Raw genomic sequence first — 16203 nt, forward strand, 5'->3', positions numbered from 1 at the left:
CGCGATGCGTAAGCAATGGCTGGGGATCTGCATAGCAGCGGGGCTGCTGGCGGCATGTTCGGGTGAAGACGTGCAACAGAAGACGGTCAGCACTCCACAGCCGGCCGTCTGTAATGGCCCAAGCGTGGAAATCAGCGGCGCCGATCCGCATTATGAGACGCCAAATGCCACGGCGAATCAGGATTACGAGCGCGATGGTAAAAGTTATAAAATCGTCCAGGATCCGTCTAACTTTACTCAGACCGGTCTGGCCGCCATTTATGATGCGGAACCCAACAGCAACCTGACGGCATCCGGCGAAGCCTTCGACCCGACGCAGCTTACCGCAGCGCACCCGACGCTGCCGATTCCAAGCTACGTGCGCGTGACGAACGTGGCGAATGGCCGCATGATCGTCGTGCGCATTAACGATCGCGGCCCGTACGGCACCGATCGCGTGATTTCGCTTTCTCGCGCCTCTGCCGATCGCCTGAACACCTCCAATAACACCAAAGTGCGTATCGATCCGATCATCGTCGCAGCGGACGGGTCGCTTTCCGGCCCGGGTATGGCCTGTACTACCGTCGCCAAACAAACCTATGCGCTACCTGCCCGTCCGGATCTTGACGGCGGCGCGGGTGTTTCCAGCGAACCGACGGCGCAAACCGACGTTCGCCCGATCAGCAATGCCACGCTGAAACCGGAAGACAACGTTGGCGCCCCGGTGAACAGCAGCGGCTTCCTCGGCGCGCCGACGCCCCTGAATAGCGGCGTGCTGGAAAGCAGCGAGCCTGCGGTGCAGACTGCTACCCAAAGCGCGCCGGTTACCGCGCCTGGTTCTGTACAAGGCAGCGTCACGCCGGCAGCGCCGGCTGCTGCTGCGACCGCGGCTGTCGCCGCTTCTTCGGCAAGCGCCAGCGGCGATTTTGTCGTCCAGGTCGGTGCCGTCAGCGATCGGGCCCGCGCGCAGCAATATCAGCAGCGTCTGAGCCAGCAGTTTTCCGTGCCTGGCCGCGTCGTGCAGAACGGCGCAGTGTGGCGCATTCAGCTCGGGCCGTTCGCCAGTAAATCGCAGGCCAGCACGGTACAACAGCGCCTGCAAAGCGAAGCTCAGCTGCAATCATTTATTACTCACGCCAACTAAACAGCCAGGGTCGTGGTCCGTACTGTGATGCGCATGAAAAAGTCATTAACAAAGTCATGCGCAATGTCGGATGCCGGTCCACAGAGCATTTGTTATAGTAAGGCACTTTTTTTAACTCCATCACGGATGCCGTTGTTCTGACCATGAAGACCTCTTTCACCGCACGTTTACTCGTTACGGCCCTCTCCGTTGCAGCGCTCTCCTCCGCTGCCCACGCCGATGACCTGAATCTCAAAACCATGATCCCAGGCGCGCCGCAGATTGATGCCGAATCCTGGATTATTATTGATTACAATTCGGGCAAAGTGCTGGCGGAGAATAACGCTGATTCCCGCCGCGACCCGGCGAGTCTGACCAAAATGATGACCAGCTACGTCATCGGTCAGGCCATGAAAGCGGGAAAATTTAAAGAAACCGACCTGGTGACGGTGGGTAACGATGCGTGGGCAACCGGTAACCCGGTGTTTAAAGGCTCTTCACTGATGTTCCTCAAGCCGGGTATGCAGGTTCCGGTTTCTCAGCTGATCCGCGGCATCAACCTGCAGTCAGGTAACGATGCCTGCGTCGCCATGGCCGACTATGTTGCTGGCAGCCAGGATGCCTTCGTCAGCCTGATGAACAGCTACGTCAATGCGCTGGGCCTGAAAAACAGCCACTTCCAGACCGTTCACGGCCTTGATGCCGACGGCCAGTACAGTTCTGCGCGCGATATGGCGCTGATTGGCCAGGCGCTGATCCGCGATGTACCGAACGAATACACCATCTATAAAGAAAAAGAGTTCACCTTTAACGGCATTCGTCAGTTGAACCGTAATGGTCTGCTGTGGGATAACAGCCTGAACGTCGACGGGATTAAAACCGGGCATACCGACAAAGCGGGCTATAACCTCGTGGCCTCGGCGACCGAAGGCCAGATGCGTCTGATCTCCGCCGTCATGGGCGGCCGCACCTATAAAGGTCGCGAATCCGAAAGCAAAAAGCTGCTGACCTGGGGCTTCCGCTTCTTCGAAACCGTCAATCCGCTAAAAGCCGGGAAAGAGTTCTCTTCCGAACCGGCCTGGTTTGGCGACAGCGATCGCGCTTCGCTGGGTGTCGATAAAGACGTTTATCTGACTATCCCTCGTGGCCGCATGAAAGATCTGAAAGCCAGCTATGTGCTGAACAATACCGAACTGCACGCCCCGCTGCAGAAAAACCAGGTTGTCGGCACCATTAACTTCCAGCTGGATGGTAAAACCATCGATCAGCGCCCTCTGGTGGTCCTGCAAGAAATTCCTGAAGGCAATTTCTTCGGAAAAATGATTGATTACATCAAGTTAATGTTCCACCACTGGTTTGGTTAAAAATCGAACGCTTGAAAGTGTGATTTACATCCCCATATACTAATCATCAAAGTAACCTGATAACTCCCACGCTTCGTGGGAGTTATTATTTTTTGTCGTAACACCGGAGCTGACATGAAAACCAAACTTAACGAACTGCTTGAATTCCCTACTCCATTTACTTACAAAGTAATGGGGCAGGCGTTGCCTGAGCTGGTTGATCAGGTGGTGGAAGTGGTACAGCGCCATGCGCCGGGTGATTACTCTCCACAGGTAAAACCGAGCAGCAAAGGGAACTACCACTCAGTTTCTATCACCATCAACGCAACCCATATCGAGCAGGTCGAAACCCTGTACGAAGAGCTGGGCAATATCGATATCGTCCGGATGGTGCTGTAACCCATTCCCAGACCCGGTCCTGCGCCGGGTCATCTCTCCCCGCTGTGCTGTGATATACTCCCCCCTCAAGTCACTTCTCTCTCTGCGGAGACGTTGTTTTGCAGCATAACAAAATCCTTATCCGTCAACTTGGCCTGCAACCTTACGAACCGGTCTCGCAGGCGATGCATGAATTTACCGATACCCGCGACGACAGCACGCTGGACGAAATCTGGCTGGTAGAACACCCTCCGGTCTTTACTCAAGGCCAGGCGGGAAAAGCCGAACACGTGCTGGTTCCGGGAGATATTCCGGTCATTCAAAGCGATCGCGGCGGCCAGGTGACCTACCACGGGCCAGGGCAACAGGTGATGTATGTTCTGCTGAACCTCAAGCGCCGGAAACTGGGCGTGCGCGAACTGGTGACACTGCTGGAACAGACCGTGGTTAATACGCTGGCGGAATACGCGATTGAATCACATCCACGCGCCGATGCGCCCGGTGTCTATGTTGGCGAGCAAAAAATCTGCTCTCTGGGTTTGCGTATCCGGAAAGGTTGTTCGTTTCACGGGCTGGCGCTGAATATTGCGATGGACCTGTCGCCGTTCCTGCGGATCAACCCCTGCGGCTATGCCGGAATGGAGATGGCCCAAATGCGCCAGTGGCAGCCGGATATTCAACCGCAGATGGTGGCGCCTCATCTGGTAGCCAACCTGCTGGCCCTACTCGGTAACCCGCCTCACGAGATGATTGCCGCCGCTTAACTCCCGCCGGCTCGCGCCCCTGTCACAGGGGCGCGACATCCGCATTATCGCTAGTTAAGCCCTTATCTCTGCAATTAAATGTCATGCGCGGCGCCGCTGGTGAGCCAAAGCGATATGTTCGGGCTGATGCCGGAGCGGATGTTTTTTTGCTGGCGCGAACGGGGTCGCTGGCAAGGCTCGAGACGCTGAATGACCCGAAGAGCGCATTGAGATGTTACCGGCTGAGCGCGCAGGAACCGTTGCTGAATCAGGTCATCGCGGTGGTTTGCCAGTTGTTTAAACAATAAAGCACGTGAGGATAAGCATAAAACAACAACTATTTTACAATTTGCCGAACAGGTAGGCTGCTTTCTGTCCCATATCAATGGTATACTGCCTGTCCTTAATTCAAAAATAGTTGATAATTACAACATTTCCTTGAATTGATTCGCTTTCCTTCGTGACTCGCAACTGGAACACGCACGCTATGAGTAAACCCATTGTGATGGAACGCGGTGTTAAGTACCGCGACGCCGATAAAATGGCCCTTATCCCGGTGAAAAACGTGGCAACTGAGCGTGAAGCTCTGCTCAGAAAACCGGAATGGATGAAAATCAAACTTCCGGCTGACTCGTCCCGTATCCAGGGAATCAAAGCAGCGATGCGTAAGAACGGTTTGCACTCCGTGTGCGAAGAAGCTTCTTGCCCAAACCTTGCGGAATGCTTCAACCACGGAACGGCCACCTTTATGATCCTCGGCGCGATTTGTACCCGCCGCTGCCCGTTCTGTGACGTTGCGCACGGTCGTCCGGTGACCCCGGATGCCAACGAACCGCAGAAACTCGCGCAAACTATCGCCGATATGGGCCTGCGTTACGTCGTCGTGACCTCCGTTGACCGCGACGATCTTCGCGACGGCGGCGCTCAGCACTTTGCCGATTGCATCAGCGCTATTCGTGAGAAAAACCCGACAATAAAGATTGAGACCCTGGTCCCTGACTTCCGTGGCCGTATGGATCGCGCGCTGGATATCCTCACGGTGACTCCGCCGGATGTGTTTAACCACAACCTGGAAAACGTGCCGCGTCTGTATCGTCAGGTTCGCCCGGGCGCCGACTACAACTGGTCGCTGAAACTGCTGGAGCGCTTTAAAGAAGCGCATCCGGAGATCCCGACTAAATCAGGTTTGATGGTCGGTCTCGGCGAGACCAACGAAGAGATCATCGACGTCATGCGCGACCTGCGTCGCCATGGCGTGACCATGCTCACCCTGGGCCAGTATCTGCAGCCAAGCCGCCATCACCTGCCGGTTCAGCGCTACGTTAGCCCGGACGAGTTTGAAGAGATGAAAGCCGAAGCGATGGCGATGGGCTTCACCCACGCCGCCTGCGGTCCGTTCGTTCGTTCGTCTTATCATGCCGACCTGCAAGCCAAAGGGATGGAAGTGAAGTAAAACTCACTGCCCGGCAATCGCCGCGTGAACGCTTTCGCGCGGCGATCTGTTTTTACCCCGCCCGTCTGACGTTTCCCTGGCCACTGGTAACAACTGGTTGCATTTTTTCCGCATCTTCGCGAACAAGCAATAAAAAGAGGCCGCAACGCTTATCGCTGCAGCCTCTTCAACGTCCAGACTTTCGCCTGTCGGTTACGCCCTCCCGCTGTCGGGGAACGCGCCTTTAATTACTCTTTATGAGAGAGCTTTTGTGCCGGAGCGTCTTCTTCCGCACTGGTTTTCTTTGCGCTATCGTCATCGTCGTTCATGGCTTTCTTGAAGCCTTTGATAGCGGAACCCAGGTCTCCACCCAGCGTACGTAATTTTTTGGTACCAAACACTAAAATAATCAGTGCTGCGACAACCAGCAGTTTGGTAATACTAATCTCACCCATAGCTAACCTTCTTCTCTAAAACAAGCTGCGAATACGCCATCATACACGCGAACAATTAACGGCTATTTGACGCGCGGACACAATAGCAATCTGTAACAAGGTGAATCAAGCCTTGTTTAAAAAAACATCACAATAATTGCGGTGGCGCAAAGCGGCGGTTCTTCAGCACCGGCAAACGCTCGCGAACCTGGCGCAGCGACGCTGTCGAAATGTCGGCAGTAATCATCTGCGGCCCGTCCCCTGCCCCCGCCATTATCGTTCCCATCGGGTCGATAATGCGGCTCTGGCCAATATTGCGGGTTCCGCATTCACCTGCCGCCACAATATAGCAGGTCGTATCCAGAGCCCTGGCCGCCAGTAGCGTGGCCCAATGATACTCCTTCATCGGCCCTTTTACCCACGCGGTGGGTAAAACCAGCACTTCAGCACCGTTAAGTGCCAGCGTTAACGCCAGTTCAGGAAAGCGTAAATCGTAACAGGTCATCAGGCCCACGCGCACCCCGTCGACATCAATCAGCGGCGGGATCTGTTGCCCGGCATCAACAAGTCGCGACTCCTGCATCGCAAACGCGTCATACAAATGGAGCTTCTGATATTGGGCAATAACCTCGCCCTGGCGTATTGCCACCAGCGTATTCGTCGCTCGCCCCTCACCCGAAGGCACATGCAGCGTCAACACCGTGGTTAAACTATAATTCCGGCTTTCATCACGCAACAGCTGCAGAAAACCGCCATCAATCTCCTGCGCCGACTTTACCGAGAGATCCGGATCGCTGTCGTCGCGCGCCAGCAACGCTTCCGGTAATACCAGCAATGATACTCCCTGCCCGGCCGCCTGGTTCATCAACGCCACGCAGGTACGCGCATTGACTCGCCAGTCCGCCGTAACGGCAAATTGTCCCGCAGCAACCCGCATTCTCTTCTCCCGTCAGGTATTTCGTAGCCAGCGACGTATTTGACGCGCTACACTCAAACCCCTGTATTAACCAAATAGCAGGGAATGAGAGTGTCACAACTACTTTTAGCCGTTTTTGTTGGTGGCGGTACCGGCAGCGTATTGCGCTGGTGGCTTGGAATGAAGTTCAATCCAATGCATCACGCTATTCCCATCGGCACACTCGCGGCAAACCTGCTGGGCGCATTCATCATTGGCGCCGGGCTGGCATGGTTTAACCGCCTGACAAACATTGACCCAATGTGGAAACTGCTGATCACGACCGGTTTTTGCGGCGGGCTGACGACGTTTTCAACCTTCTCATCGGAGGTCGTTTTCCTGCTGCAACAGGGCCGTTTCAGCTGGGCGCTGCTGAATATTCTGGTCAATCTGTTAGGCTCATTCGCCATGACGGCAACGGCATTCTGGCTCTTTTCCCACGCTGCCAGTCGCTAACGGCAGGCAAAAAAAAACCCGCGTTTAGCGGGTTTTTATATTCTACTGACGCAATGCTTAGATAGCGTTTACGTTTGCAGCAGAAGGGCCTTTGGCACCGTTAGTGATTTCGAACTCTACGCGCTGACCTTCAGCCAGAGTTTTGAAACCGTTGGACTGGATTGCAGAGAAATGTACGAATACATCTTTGCTGCCATCTTCCGGAGTAATGAAACCGAATCCTTTGGATTCATTAAACCACTTAACGTTACCTTTAATCTTAGACATCAAAATTACCTTTATATGAAAAAACGACACTGATACTGTGTCGGACACCAGTACATCAATTGTGATGCCTTTTGTCCAGTGCAACTTTATTAAAAAGTGACAAATATCGCTATCTTTTTTAGGAGGTCACGCCTTAGTTGTTGTTTTTTCACGGGACAAACGACTTAGCTCATTTGTTGCTAAGTTATGCCAGTTCTAAAACTGAAAACGGGCCCAGGCAAAGTAGACGTTACCGTTGTTGTAGGTCCCGGGGATATAGGTCATCTGGAAGGTTGCAGGACCATAACCAATGGATGCCAGTGGCAAAATGACCGGAATGGGAATGTAATTCCAGTTATCTCGCGCCGTCACGCCCAGCGTGTACCCCAGACCAAGATGAAAATTGTCGTCTGCTAACGGACGCCAGGTTTTCTCCCAGCCATAGCCGCCAATCGGCTCCCATTTGTTAAAAGAGTCCTTAAAAGCCATCAGGTACAGGCCATGCCAGTTACCTTTATCATCCCAGCGCGAAACCCCGAATCCAGCCCCCCACGGACGCTCGTTATACCCATCGGTCTTTTCTTTGTCATAGGCAAAGCGGGCATGCCAGGTAATCGCGGGAACATACAGATCGTAGTGTTCAGGTTCCTGCCAGGTTTGCACGACGTTATCACTTAAGGTGTTATACCCATCGCGAATCGTCGACGTAAACGACGCGTTAGCCGCGCCACAAGAGAGCATTAACCCCAAAAAACCAAGAAAAAACAATACGAAATGACGTTGTCTCAACACTTATCTCTTACCAATATCGATTTTAAAGCGCAATAAGTTAACAAGTATAATCTTAATATTACCTTAACGAAATTAGGTAAGTTTCTGATTTATGATCGGAAAAACAGCAACCTTTTCACCTTGTCGTTTTGTGATAGCGGCCGCCCCTCCGCTGATGATTGCAGGGTTCTCATCGGTTTATTGATTTGCGTCAGCATGTTTCGCCCATTAATTAGGCACATTCGCTCACTTAATTTTCTCTTCACTTTATTTATTAGCAGATTCTTTGGGTAAAAGGCTTAGGGGTAAAAAATGCTTACGCTAGTTGAGATCCTGATCGGGGTTGTGGTCATTGTGGGTGTTGCCCGCTATATCATAAAAGGGTATTCCGCCACCGGCGTGCTGTTCGTCGGCGGTTTGGCGTTACTCATCGTCAGCGCGTTGATGGGGCACAAGATTTTACCCGGCGATACGAAAAGCACGGGGTATTCCGCGACCGATATCATCGAATACGTCAAAATCCTCCTGATGAGCCGCGGCGGCGATTTGGGCATGATGATTATGATGCTCTGCGGCTTCGCCACCTATATGACCCATATTGGCGCTAACGATATGGTGGTAAAGCTGGCCTCAAAGCCGCTGCGCTATATTAACTCCCCCTATCTGCTGATGATCGCCGCCTATTTCGTGGCCTGTCTGATGTCGTTGGCCGTCTCCTCGGCAACCGGTCTGGGCGTTCTGCTGATGGCCACGCTGTTCCCGGTGATGGTGAACGTCGGTATCAGCCGCGGCGCCGCGGCGGCAATTTGTGCCTCGCCGGCCGCGATTATCCTCTCTCCGACCTCCGGCGACGTGGTGCTGGCCGCCAAAGCCGCAGAAATGCCGCTCATCGACTTCGCGTTTAAAACCACGCTGCCGATCTCCATCGTCGCGATTATCAGCATGGCCATTGCCCACTACTTCTGGCAGCGCTATCTGGATAAAAAAGAGAATGTCGTTCACGAAATGCTTGATGTGAATGAGATCACCACTACCGCCCCCTCCTTCTACGCCCTTCTGCCCTTTACGCCGATTATCGGCGTACTGATTTTCGACGGGAAATGGGGCCCGGAGCTGCATATTATTGCCATCCTCGTACTCTGCATGCTGCTGGCGGCCGTGCTGGAGTTCGTTCGCGGCTTTAATACCAAAAATGTTTTCGCCGGACTGGAAGTCGCCTACCGCGGCATGGCCGATGCCTTCGCCGGCGTCGTCATGCTGTTAGTGGCCGCAGGCGTCTTTGCTCAGGGCCTGAGCACCATTGGCTTTATCAATAGCCTGATCTCAATCGCCACATCATTTGGCTCGGCGAGCATCATTTTAATGCTGGTGCTGGTGATTCTGACCATGCTGGCGGCAATGACCACCGGTTCCGGTAACGCGCCGTTTTACGCCTTCGTCGAGATGATCCCGAAATTAGCCCACTCTTCAGGCATCAACCCGGCCTATCTGTCCATTCCTATGCTACAGGCTTCAAACCTGGGTCGGACTATTTCGCCGGTCTCGGGCGTGGTGGTAGCCGTTGCCGGGATGGCCAAAATCTCCCCCTTTGAAGTAGTGAAACGGACCTCTGTTCCGGTTATCGTCGGTCTGCTGGTGGTGATTATCGCCACCGAAGTTCTGGTGCCCGGTAGCGCACTTTAATAAACGCGAAAAGGCGCCAGCAGGCGCCTTTTTTATGCTTTAATCATTTCCTGTAAATCATTGTCACCCACTATCAGGATTAAAAATGTTCAGGAAGGATTTCGTCGCCATTGCCCTTTTACTGACGGCAACCCAGGCCGGCGCTGAACCACTCACCGCAACGCAGTATGGCGATTTCGACCGTTATGTACTGGCTTTGTCATGGCAAACGGGATTCTGCCAGAGCATGCATGACAGAAACCGTAGCGAGCCGGAAGAGTGTCGCTTGCAGCAGGAATTACCGAATAAAGCGGATTTCCTGACGGTACATGGCCTCTGGCCTGGCTTGCCAAAATCCATTGCTGCCCGGGGCGTCGACGATCGGCGCTGGATGCGTTTTGGCTGTGCCACCCGCCCTGTCCCCAACATGCCTGAAGTTAAAGCCGGGCGTAAATGCCAGGCCGCTGAAACCGGGCTGTCGCTCGAGATGGCGAATAAACTCAATAGCGTAATGCCAGGAGCCGGCGGCAATTCGTGTCTCGAGCGTTATGAGTATGCGAAACACGGCGTCTGCTTTGGCTTCGATCCCGATAGCTACTTTGGCACAATGGTGCGTCTTGATAGTGAAGTGAAGCAGAGCCCGCTGGGCCTCTTTCTGGCGAAACACTACGGGCAGAGCGTCAGCCGCGATGAGTTCGATACCGCGGTCGCGCAGGCATATGGTCAGCAGAGCGTGAAAGCATTTAAGCTGACCTGTAACGGCAATCCGGCTTATTTAACCGAAATGCAAATCGCCATCAAAGCGGAGGCCATCAATCAGCCGCTTTCAGCCAATAGCCTCTTGCCCCAGCCTCATCCGGGGAATTGCGGCAAACAATTTATCATTGATAAAGCCGGCAACTGATGATTCGGCGGCGTAAGCCGCCGGTAGATTATGCGCGAATAAAATCGAGCAAATCCTGGTTAATCTGGTGTTTATGGGTTGTACAGATCCCGTGAGACCCACCCTGATAGACCTTTAATTCGCCGTCAGGCAGTAGCTGCGCCGCCACTTTACCGCAGGTTTCAAACGGGACAATCTGGTCATCATCACCATGAATCACCAGCGTCGGGATTGTCATCTTACGCAGGTCCTCACGGAGATCGGTTTCAGAAAACGCTTTAATACAGTCATAAAGCGCTTTGATTGACCCCTGCAACCCCTGCTCGACAAACCCTTCGCGTACCGCTTTTGACTCTTTGGCGCCGTCCCGATTGTAGCCGTAGAAAGCTGCGCTCAGCTCATAGAAGAACGCCCCGCGATCCTCGATAACGCCCTCTCTGATACTGTCGAAGACCGCTTTGGGTACGCCGTTCGGGTTAAAATCCGTCTGAATCATAATCGGCGTCACGGCGCCAATCAGCACCGCTTTCGCCACTCGGTCAGTCCCGTGCCGGCCGATATAACGCGCGACTTCTCCGCCGCCGGTTGAGTGTCCGACATGAATGGCATCACCTAAGTTCAGATGGGCGGTGAGCTGAGCCAGATCGTCGGCATAGCGATCCATGTTGTGGCCATCCCAGGGCTGCGCCGAACGACCATGCCCCCGACGATCGTGAGCAATCACACGGAATCCATGCGATCCAAGAAACAACATTTGATCTTCAAAAGCATCAGCCGTTAACGGCCAGCCGTGGCTGAACACCACCGGTTGCCCGCTGCCCCAGTCTTTAAAATACAGATAACTACCGTCGTTAAGAGTAAGTTTGTCAAAACCGCTCATTTCAGTCTCCTGTACTGGAAGGGTACTACCTGATACCGCTTAAAAAGGATAAGACAGATTTTTCACTTGCGACGGCAGTATCATAAATTTCATATGTCCCTTTCGGCGATCATCACTTAATGTGCGTTTAATCACTTCAAACCGCCGACAAGTCTCAGTATGATGGGACGACATTAACCCTTGCCTTTTCGGTGAGGGTTTTCTTTTACGGACAGGTTCCTGGATAACACGGAGTATGCGATGACCAGACCCGCAATCATCATTAATGAGCTCGATGCAGAACGCATCGACAGGCTGCTCGAACAGCCGGCTTTCGCGAATTCCCCGGTGGCAGATGCGCTGAACGACGAACTGGATCGTGCACAAATGCTGGCGCCCGAAGCGATGCCGCATGATGTTGTCAGCATGAACAGTAAAGTCAGATTTCGCGATTTGACCAGCGGTGAAGAACGCGTGCGGACACTGGTGTTTCCCTCGCAGGTGACCGACAGCGCAACCCAACTTTCCGTGCTCGCCCCCGTTGGTGCCGCGCTGCTCGGCCTGAAAGTCGGCAGTGCGATCCACTGGGAATTACCGGGCGGGGCATCGGCCCATCTCGAAGTACTGGAGCTGCTTTACCAGCCGGAAGCCGCAGGTGAGTTTCATCGTTAATTATCCCGCTGCCTGAGGCGTTTCACGCTTTATTCAGAGGATGTCTTCGCATCCTCTTTCTGCCCCCCCCTCTCTCCTGGCGCTGACAAAATTTTACCCCTCTCTTCGTCTGAGCTGACAGTTTTGCGAGCTGAATGACACTATATCTTCCTATAATGTGTTGATATAGAAACAGTCGAACAAGGAGGAATGCATATGTATAAAACTATCATTATGCCCGTTGATGTTTTTGAGATGGAGTTGAGCGACAAGGCCGTCCGCCACGCGGAATTTTTGGCTCAGCAGGATGGGATTATTCACCTGCTCCACGTATTACCCGGATCGTCCAGCTTCACAATGAGCCGCTTTACCGCCGATCTGCGCCGTTTTGAAGAGCATCTACAGCACGAGGCGGAAACGCGTCTGAAAACAATGGCCGGTCATTTCAGCATCGACCCTTCGCGGATTAAAATGCACGTCCGCTTTGGTAACGTGCGGGACATGGTGAATGAACTGGCGAACGAAATTAAAGCCGATGTGGTGGTGATTGGTTCGCGCAACCCGTCTATCAGCACGCACTTACTTGGCTCTAATGCCTCAAGCGTCATCCGCCACGCCCATATTCCGGTGATGGTCGTTCGCTAACACCGAACGATAAAAGAAGAGGCTACCCTGGGGTAGCCTCTTTTATATGCAGGTGTAGTCTTACTTTATTATGCGGTTTTGGTACGAATCAGATAATCGAACGAACTCAGGGAAGCTTTCGCCCCCTCGCCCGCGGCGATAATGATCTGTTTGTACGGTACGGTTGTGCAGTCGCCGGCGGCAAACACGCCCTTGACGTTGGTTTCACATTTCGCGTCGATGATAATTTCACCCATCCGGTTACGCTCGATGGTGCCTTCCAGCCAGTTGGTGTTCGGCAGCAGTCCAATCTGCACGAAAATCCCCGCCAGCTCGATATGGTGTTCATCACCGCTGACCCGGTCACGATACTGCAGGCCGGTCACTTTGCTACCATCGCCCGTCACTTCAGTGGTCTGCGCATTGAGAATGATATCGACATTTTTCAGGCTGCGGACTTTATCCTGCAGGACCTGGTCGGCTTTCATTTCCGGCGCGAACTCCAGCAGGGTCACATGTTCTACCAGACCAGCCAGATCGATGGCCGCTTCAACGCCGGAGTTACCGCCGCCGATAACCGCCACGCGTTTACCTTTAAACAGCGGGCCGTCGCAGTGTGGGCAATAGGTCACCCCTTTGGTGCGGTACTGATCCTCACCCGGCACGTTCATGTTGCGCCATTTTGCCCCGGTGGCGATGATCACGCTGCGTGCTTTCAGCACCGCGCCGGAGGCCGTTTCAATTTGGTGCAGGCCGCCTTCTACCGAAGCCGGAATCAGTTTCGATGCGCTCTGAGAGTCAATCACATCCACAGCATAGTCGCTGACGTGCGCTTTTAACGCCCCGGCCAGCTTCTGCCCTTCCGTTTTCGGTACAGAGATGTAGTTTTCGATATCCACGGTATCCAGCACCTGGCCACCGAAACGTTCACCCATCAGGCCGGTACGAATGCCTTTACGCGCAGAATAGACCGCCGCTGCGGCGCCTGACGGGCCGGAACCGACGATCAGCACATCGTAAGCATCGCGTTTATTCAGCTCTTCCGCCGCCCGTTTTTCGGCGCCGGTATCGACTTTAGCGACGATTTCCGCCAGCGTCATACGACCCTGACCGAACTCCTGGCCATTCATAAAGACAGCCGGAACGCCCATCACGTTGCGGTCGGTAATCTCATTCTGGAAAGTCCCGCCGTCAATCGCCGTATGTTTGATACGCGGATTCAGTACCGCCATCAGGTTCAGCGCCTGCACGACATCCGGGCAGTTATGACAAGAGAGCGAGTAATAGGTTTCAAACTCAAAATCACCGTCCAGATCGCGGATCTGTTCGAGCAGTGACTGGGTCTCTTTAGAGGGATGACCGCCGGTCCACAGCAGCGCCAGCACCAAAGAGGTAAATTCATGTCCCAGCGGAGAACCGGCAAAGCGCGGCCCCTGGAGGGATCCAGGATTGGCAATCAGGAACGAGGGCTTGCGGACAGGCAAGCTGTTATCTTCTCTGAAGGTCACTTTTTCCGACAGTTCGGCGATTTCAGCCAGCAGTTCCTTGATTTCTGCCGATTTTGCGCTGTCATCCAGCGTGGCAACCAGCTCAACAGGTTTGGTCAGTTTCTCAAGGTAGGCCTTGAGCTGGGTTTTCATGTTGGTGTCGAGCATTTTTAATCTCCTGCTTAAAAAACATCATCATGCAAGCTGCCTTGCGGGCGGCCTGAATGCGGCTTGCATCATGGTGTTGGAATAAAACGGGCGCAGATGCACCCGCTTGAGGATAAATTCGCAAGCATTTCGTGTTACAGGAAGGCGGCAAGCTTATGAAGCCCCGGGAGCTTACATAAGTAAGTGACCGGGGTAATTAAGCGTTGCCAACACACCTGTGGCATGAAAGACGCCGGAATTTTTAGATTTTACCGACCAGGTCCAGAGACGGAGCCAGAGTCGCTTCACCTTCTTTCCATTTCGCCGGGCAAACTTCACCTGGGTGAGAAGCAACGTACTGAGCAGCTTTGATTTTACGCAGCAGGTCAGATGCGTCGCGGCCGATACCTTCAGCGGTAACTTCGATAGCCTGGATGATACCCTGCGGGTCAACAACGAAGGTTGCGCGGTCTGCCAGACCTTCGTCTTCACGCATGTTGTCGAAGTTACGGGTCAGGGCGCCAGTCGGGTCGCCGATCATCGCATATTTGATTTTCGCGATGGTGTCAGAGCTGCTGTGCCATGCTTTGTGGGTGAAGTGGGTATCGGTAGAAACGGAGTACACGTCTACGCCCAGTTTCTGCAGTTCTTCGTAATGGTCTGCAACGTCGCCCAGTTCAGTCGGGCATACGAAGGTGAAGTCAGCCGGATAGAAGAAGAATACGCTCCAACGGCCTTCGGTGTCTTTTTCGGTAACTTCGATGAATTCACCGTTTTTGAATGCCTGGTTTTTAAAAGGTTTGATTTTAGTGTTAATCAAGGACATCTATACTTCCTCCGTGTTTTCGTTGAGGTCTAAGTTAACGAACTTTTCCTGATTCGACCAATGCGTTTGCATTATCAAATCAATAAGCGATATCTAACAACCGGAACAAGACAGCTTTGTGAACCCGTCGCGACAATCGCCGCGTTTCGTTACTTTTGCATCCCGTGGCACTGAAAGTAAAAAGGCCGCCCTGTTCAGGCGGCCCCGTTACCTGAAATACCCGCAGGTAGGTTCAGTGCCAGACAAGCTGGCTATGTGTTGCGCTCTACATTACCTTAATGTAACAGCAAGGCCGATTACACCATCCGCAGTATTAAAGGGCAATCCGCCCGCGAGCAGGTCTTACCTATAGCTGTGATAGGCTTCATCATCTTTCCACCTTATACATTGATTTAAAAGGAATAATCATGTTAAAGCGTCTGTTTTTTCTGAGTTTTTTACCCTTTTTCTGCCAGGCTGAAGATCTCCCGGCTCCCGTAAAAGCGATAGAAAAACAGGGAATTACCATTATTAAGCCCTTTGAAGCGCCGGGTGGAGTGAAGGGATGGCTGGGGAAGTATCAGGATATGGGGGTCGCTATCTATCTGACCCCCGACGGCAAGCACGCCATTTCCGGCTATATGTACGATGAAAATGGCAATAACCTGAGCGAACAGCTGTTCCAGAAAGAGCTCTATACGCCGGCAGGCCAGGCGATGTGGAAGAAAATGGAGGCCGCCAGCTGGCTACAGGAAGGGAAAAAGGAGGCGCCGATCATTCTGTATGTCTTTGCCGATCCCTTCTGCCCGTACTGCCTGCAATTCTGGCAACAGGCGCGTCCGTGGGTAGAGTCAGGCAAAGTACAGATTCGCACGCTGTTGGTTGGCGTCATCAAACCCGAAAGCCCGGCAACGGCCGCCGCAATTCTCGCCACTCAGGATCCGGCGAAAACCTGGCGTGATTACGAACAATCCGCCGGTAAAATGCCTATTAAGCTCCCGGCTCATCTCTCCCCGGAAAAAATGAAGATCGTCAGCGAGAATCAGCAGCTAATGGATGAACTCGGCGCGAACGCAACGCCGGCCATTTACTACATGAACAAAGATAATATGCTGCAGCAGGTGGTCGGGCTGCCTGAAGCCGACAAGCTGCAGGTCATGATGGGAGAAAAGTAACCCCTCAGCTCTGCTTTCTGGCCAGGTTCCTGAGCAAAAAGAACCTGGCT

The 16203-nt window shown here is 53.4% G+C and carries 18 protein-coding genes; 11 read left to right on the forward strand and 7 right to left on the reverse strand.

Annotation, left to right across the window (positions count from 1 at the left end; all coding sequences use genetic code 11):
* The first annotated feature begins 4 nt into the window (after positions 1-4).
* The 5 genes from rlpA (at position 5) to lipA (ending at position 5019) form a co-directional block, all read left to right on the forward strand.
* Complete coding sequence (gene rlpA / locus BV390_RS12735) at positions 5-1123, forward strand: endolytic peptidoglycan transglycosylase RlpA (protein WP_032688882.1); 1119 nt, start codon at positions 5-7, stop codon at positions 1121-1123.
* Between the two features lie 143 nt (positions 1124-1266).
* Positions 1267-2466 carry a D-alanyl-D-alanine carboxypeptidase DacA gene (dacA, locus tag BV390_RS12740; protein WP_085396996.1) on the forward strand — a complete coding sequence of 400 codons (1200 nt, stop codon included), beginning with the start codon at positions 1267-1269 and terminating at the stop codon, positions 2464-2466.
* Positions 2467-2580: 114 nt separating this feature from the next.
* A complete protein-coding gene (gene ybeD / locus BV390_RS12745; RefSeq protein ID WP_004859527.1) occupies positions 2581-2844 on the forward strand; it encodes a DUF493 family protein YbeD in 264 nt (87 codons plus the stop codon).
* Between the two features lie 98 nt (positions 2845-2942).
* Positions 2943-3587, forward strand: coding sequence for a lipoyl(octanoyl) transferase LipB (gene lipB, locus BV390_RS12750; protein WP_032688884.1), 645 nt, complete (start codon positions 2943-2945; stop codon positions 3585-3587).
* 466 nt (positions 3588-4053) lie between these two features.
* Positions 4054-5019, forward strand: a complete 966-nt coding sequence (gene lipA, locus BV390_RS12765; RefSeq protein ID WP_085396997.1) for a lipoyl synthase — start codon at positions 4054-4056, stop codon at positions 5017-5019.
* Positions 5020-5246: 227 nt separating this feature from the next.
* On the opposite strand, the gene tatE is transcribed toward lipA, so the two are convergent.
* Together tatE and BV390_RS12775 are read right to left on the reverse strand one after the other, a co-directional pair.
* Positions 5247-5453 carry a twin-arginine translocase subunit TatE gene (gene tatE / locus BV390_RS12770; protein WP_004859519.1) on the reverse strand — a complete coding sequence of 69 codons (207 nt, stop codon included), beginning with the start codon at positions 5451-5453 and terminating at the stop codon, positions 5247-5249.
* A gap of 127 nt (positions 5454-5580) precedes the next feature.
* A complete protein-coding gene (locus BV390_RS12775; protein ID WP_032688887.1) occupies positions 5581-6369 on the reverse strand; it encodes a deaminated glutathione amidase in 789 nt (262 codons plus the stop codon).
* 90 nt (positions 6370-6459) lie between these two features.
* On the opposite strand from BV390_RS12775, the gene crcB reads away from it, so the two are divergent.
* Positions 6460-6843 (forward strand): fluoride efflux transporter CrcB, encoded by a 384-nt coding sequence (gene crcB / locus BV390_RS12780; RefSeq protein ID WP_004859513.1) that lies wholly within the window; start codon positions 6460-6462, stop codon positions 6841-6843.
* A gap of 57 nt (positions 6844-6900) precedes the next feature.
* Here crcB and cspE read toward each other — a convergent pair whose 3' ends face one another.
* A complete protein-coding gene (cspE, locus tag BV390_RS12785) occupies positions 6901-7110 on the reverse strand; it encodes a transcription antiterminator/RNA stability regulator CspE (RefSeq protein ID WP_004859511.1) in 210 nt (69 codons plus the stop codon).
* Between the two features lie 195 nt (positions 7111-7305).
* Positions 7306-7881, reverse strand: coding sequence for a lipid IV(A) palmitoyltransferase PagP (gene pagP / locus BV390_RS12790; RefSeq protein ID WP_032688888.1), 576 nt, complete (start codon positions 7879-7881; stop codon positions 7306-7308).
* A 291-nt stretch (positions 7882-8172) separates the two neighbouring features.
* Here pagP and dcuC point away from each other — a divergent pair, with 291 nt between their 5' ends.
* On the forward strand, positions 8173-9543 hold the full coding sequence (gene dcuC, locus BV390_RS12795) for an anaerobic C4-dicarboxylate transporter DcuC (protein ID WP_032688890.1): 1371 nt from the start codon (positions 8173-8175) through the stop codon (positions 9541-9543).
* An 85-nt stretch (positions 9544-9628) separates the two neighbouring features.
* Positions 9629-10426: a ribonuclease I gene (gene rna, locus BV390_RS12800; protein WP_032688891.1), complete on the forward strand. Its 798-nt coding sequence runs from the start codon at positions 9629-9631 to the stop codon at positions 10424-10426.
* 28 nt (positions 10427-10454) lie between these two features.
* On the opposite strand, the gene BV390_RS12805 is transcribed toward rna, so the two are convergent.
* A complete protein-coding gene (locus BV390_RS12805; protein ID WP_032696407.1) occupies positions 10455-11285 on the reverse strand; it encodes an alpha/beta fold hydrolase in 831 nt (276 codons plus the stop codon).
* Between the two features lie 240 nt (positions 11286-11525).
* On the opposite strand from BV390_RS12805, the gene rnk reads away from it, so the two are divergent.
* Entirely contained in the window at positions 11526-11936 is a 411-nt protein-coding gene (gene rnk, locus BV390_RS12810; RefSeq protein WP_032688893.1) for a nucleoside diphosphate kinase regulator, read from the forward strand.
* A 195-nt stretch (positions 11937-12131) separates the two neighbouring features.
* Entirely contained in the window at positions 12132-12560 is a 429-nt protein-coding gene (gene uspG, locus BV390_RS12815) for a universal stress protein UspG (RefSeq protein WP_004859493.1), read from the forward strand.
* Between the two features lie 68 nt (positions 12561-12628).
* Here the strand turns inward: uspG and ahpF are convergent, their stop codons facing one another.
* Both ahpF and ahpC read right to left on the reverse strand, forming a co-directional pair.
* Positions 12629-14194 carry an alkyl hydroperoxide reductase subunit F gene (gene ahpF / locus BV390_RS12820; protein WP_032688894.1) on the reverse strand — a complete coding sequence of 522 codons (1566 nt, stop codon included), beginning with the start codon at positions 14192-14194 and terminating at the stop codon, positions 12629-12631.
* Between the two features lie 241 nt (positions 14195-14435).
* Positions 14436-14999, reverse strand: a complete 564-nt coding sequence (gene ahpC / locus BV390_RS12825) for an alkyl hydroperoxide reductase subunit C (RefSeq protein WP_004859485.1) — start codon at positions 14997-14999, stop codon at positions 14436-14438.
* A 407-nt stretch (positions 15000-15406) separates the two neighbouring features.
* Between ahpC and dsbG the strand changes: the two genes are divergently transcribed.
* Positions 15407-16153 carry a thiol:disulfide interchange protein DsbG gene (dsbG, locus tag BV390_RS12830; RefSeq protein ID WP_032688896.1) on the forward strand — a complete coding sequence of 249 codons (747 nt, stop codon included), beginning with the start codon at positions 15407-15409 and terminating at the stop codon, positions 16151-16153.
* The last annotated feature ends 50 nt before the right edge of the window (positions 16154-16203 follow it).

Origin of the sequence: Klebsiella sp. YJ (genome assembly GCF_002108615.1) — a bacterium.
Classification (GTDB): Bacteria; Pseudomonadota; Gammaproteobacteria; order Enterobacterales; family Enterobacteriaceae; genus Klebsiella; species Klebsiella planticola.

Bases quoted from the DNA above. Each gene is read 5' to 3' on its own strand.
- dcuC (WP_032688890.1), top strand. From the start codon at position 8,173: ATGCTTACGCTAGTTGAGATCCTGATCGGGGTTGTGGTCATTGTGGGT.
- dsbG (WP_032688896.1), top strand. From the start codon at position 15,407: ATGTTAAAGCGTCTGTTTTTTCTGAGTTTTTTACCCTTTTTCTGCCAG.
- rnk (WP_032688893.1), top strand. From the start codon at position 11,526: ATGACCAGACCCGCAATCATCATTAATGAGCTCGATGCAGAACGCATC.
- rlpA (WP_032688882.1), top strand. From the start codon at position 5: ATGCGTAAGCAATGGCTGGGGATCTGCATAGCAGCGGGGCTGCTGGCG.
- ybeD (WP_004859527.1), top strand. From the start codon at position 2,581: ATGAAAACCAAACTTAACGAACTGCTTGAATTCCCTACTCCATTTACT.
- ahpF (WP_032688894.1), bottom strand. From the start codon at position 14,194: ATGCTCGACACCAACATGAAAACCCAGCTCAAGGCCTACCTTGAGAAA.
- BV390_RS12805 (WP_032696407.1), bottom strand. From the start codon at position 11,285: ATGAGCGGTTTTGACAAACTTACTCTTAACGACGGTAGTTATCTGTAT.
- ahpC (WP_004859485.1), bottom strand. From the start codon at position 14,999: ATGTCCTTGATTAACACTAAAATCAAACCTTTTAAAAACCAGGCATTC.
- BV390_RS12775 (WP_032688887.1), bottom strand. From the start codon at position 6,369: ATGCGGGTTGCTGCGGGACAATTTGCCGTTACGGCGGACTGGCGAGTC.
- rna (WP_032688891.1), top strand. From the start codon at position 9,629: ATGTTCAGGAAGGATTTCGTCGCCATTGCCCTTTTACTGACGGCAACC.
- lipA (WP_085396997.1), top strand. From the start codon at position 4,054: ATGAGTAAACCCATTGTGATGGAACGCGGTGTTAAGTACCGCGACGCC.
- cspE (WP_004859511.1), bottom strand. From the start codon at position 7,110: ATGTCTAAGATTAAAGGTAACGTTAAGTGGTTTAATGAATCCAAAGGA.
- tatE (WP_004859519.1), bottom strand. From the start codon at position 5,453: ATGGGTGAGATTAGTATTACCAAACTGCTGGTTGTCGCAGCACTGATT.
- uspG (WP_004859493.1), top strand. From the start codon at position 12,132: ATGTATAAAACTATCATTATGCCCGTTGATGTTTTTGAGATGGAGTTG.
- dacA (WP_085396996.1), top strand. From the start codon at position 1,267: ATGAAGACCTCTTTCACCGCACGTTTACTCGTTACGGCCCTCTCCGTT.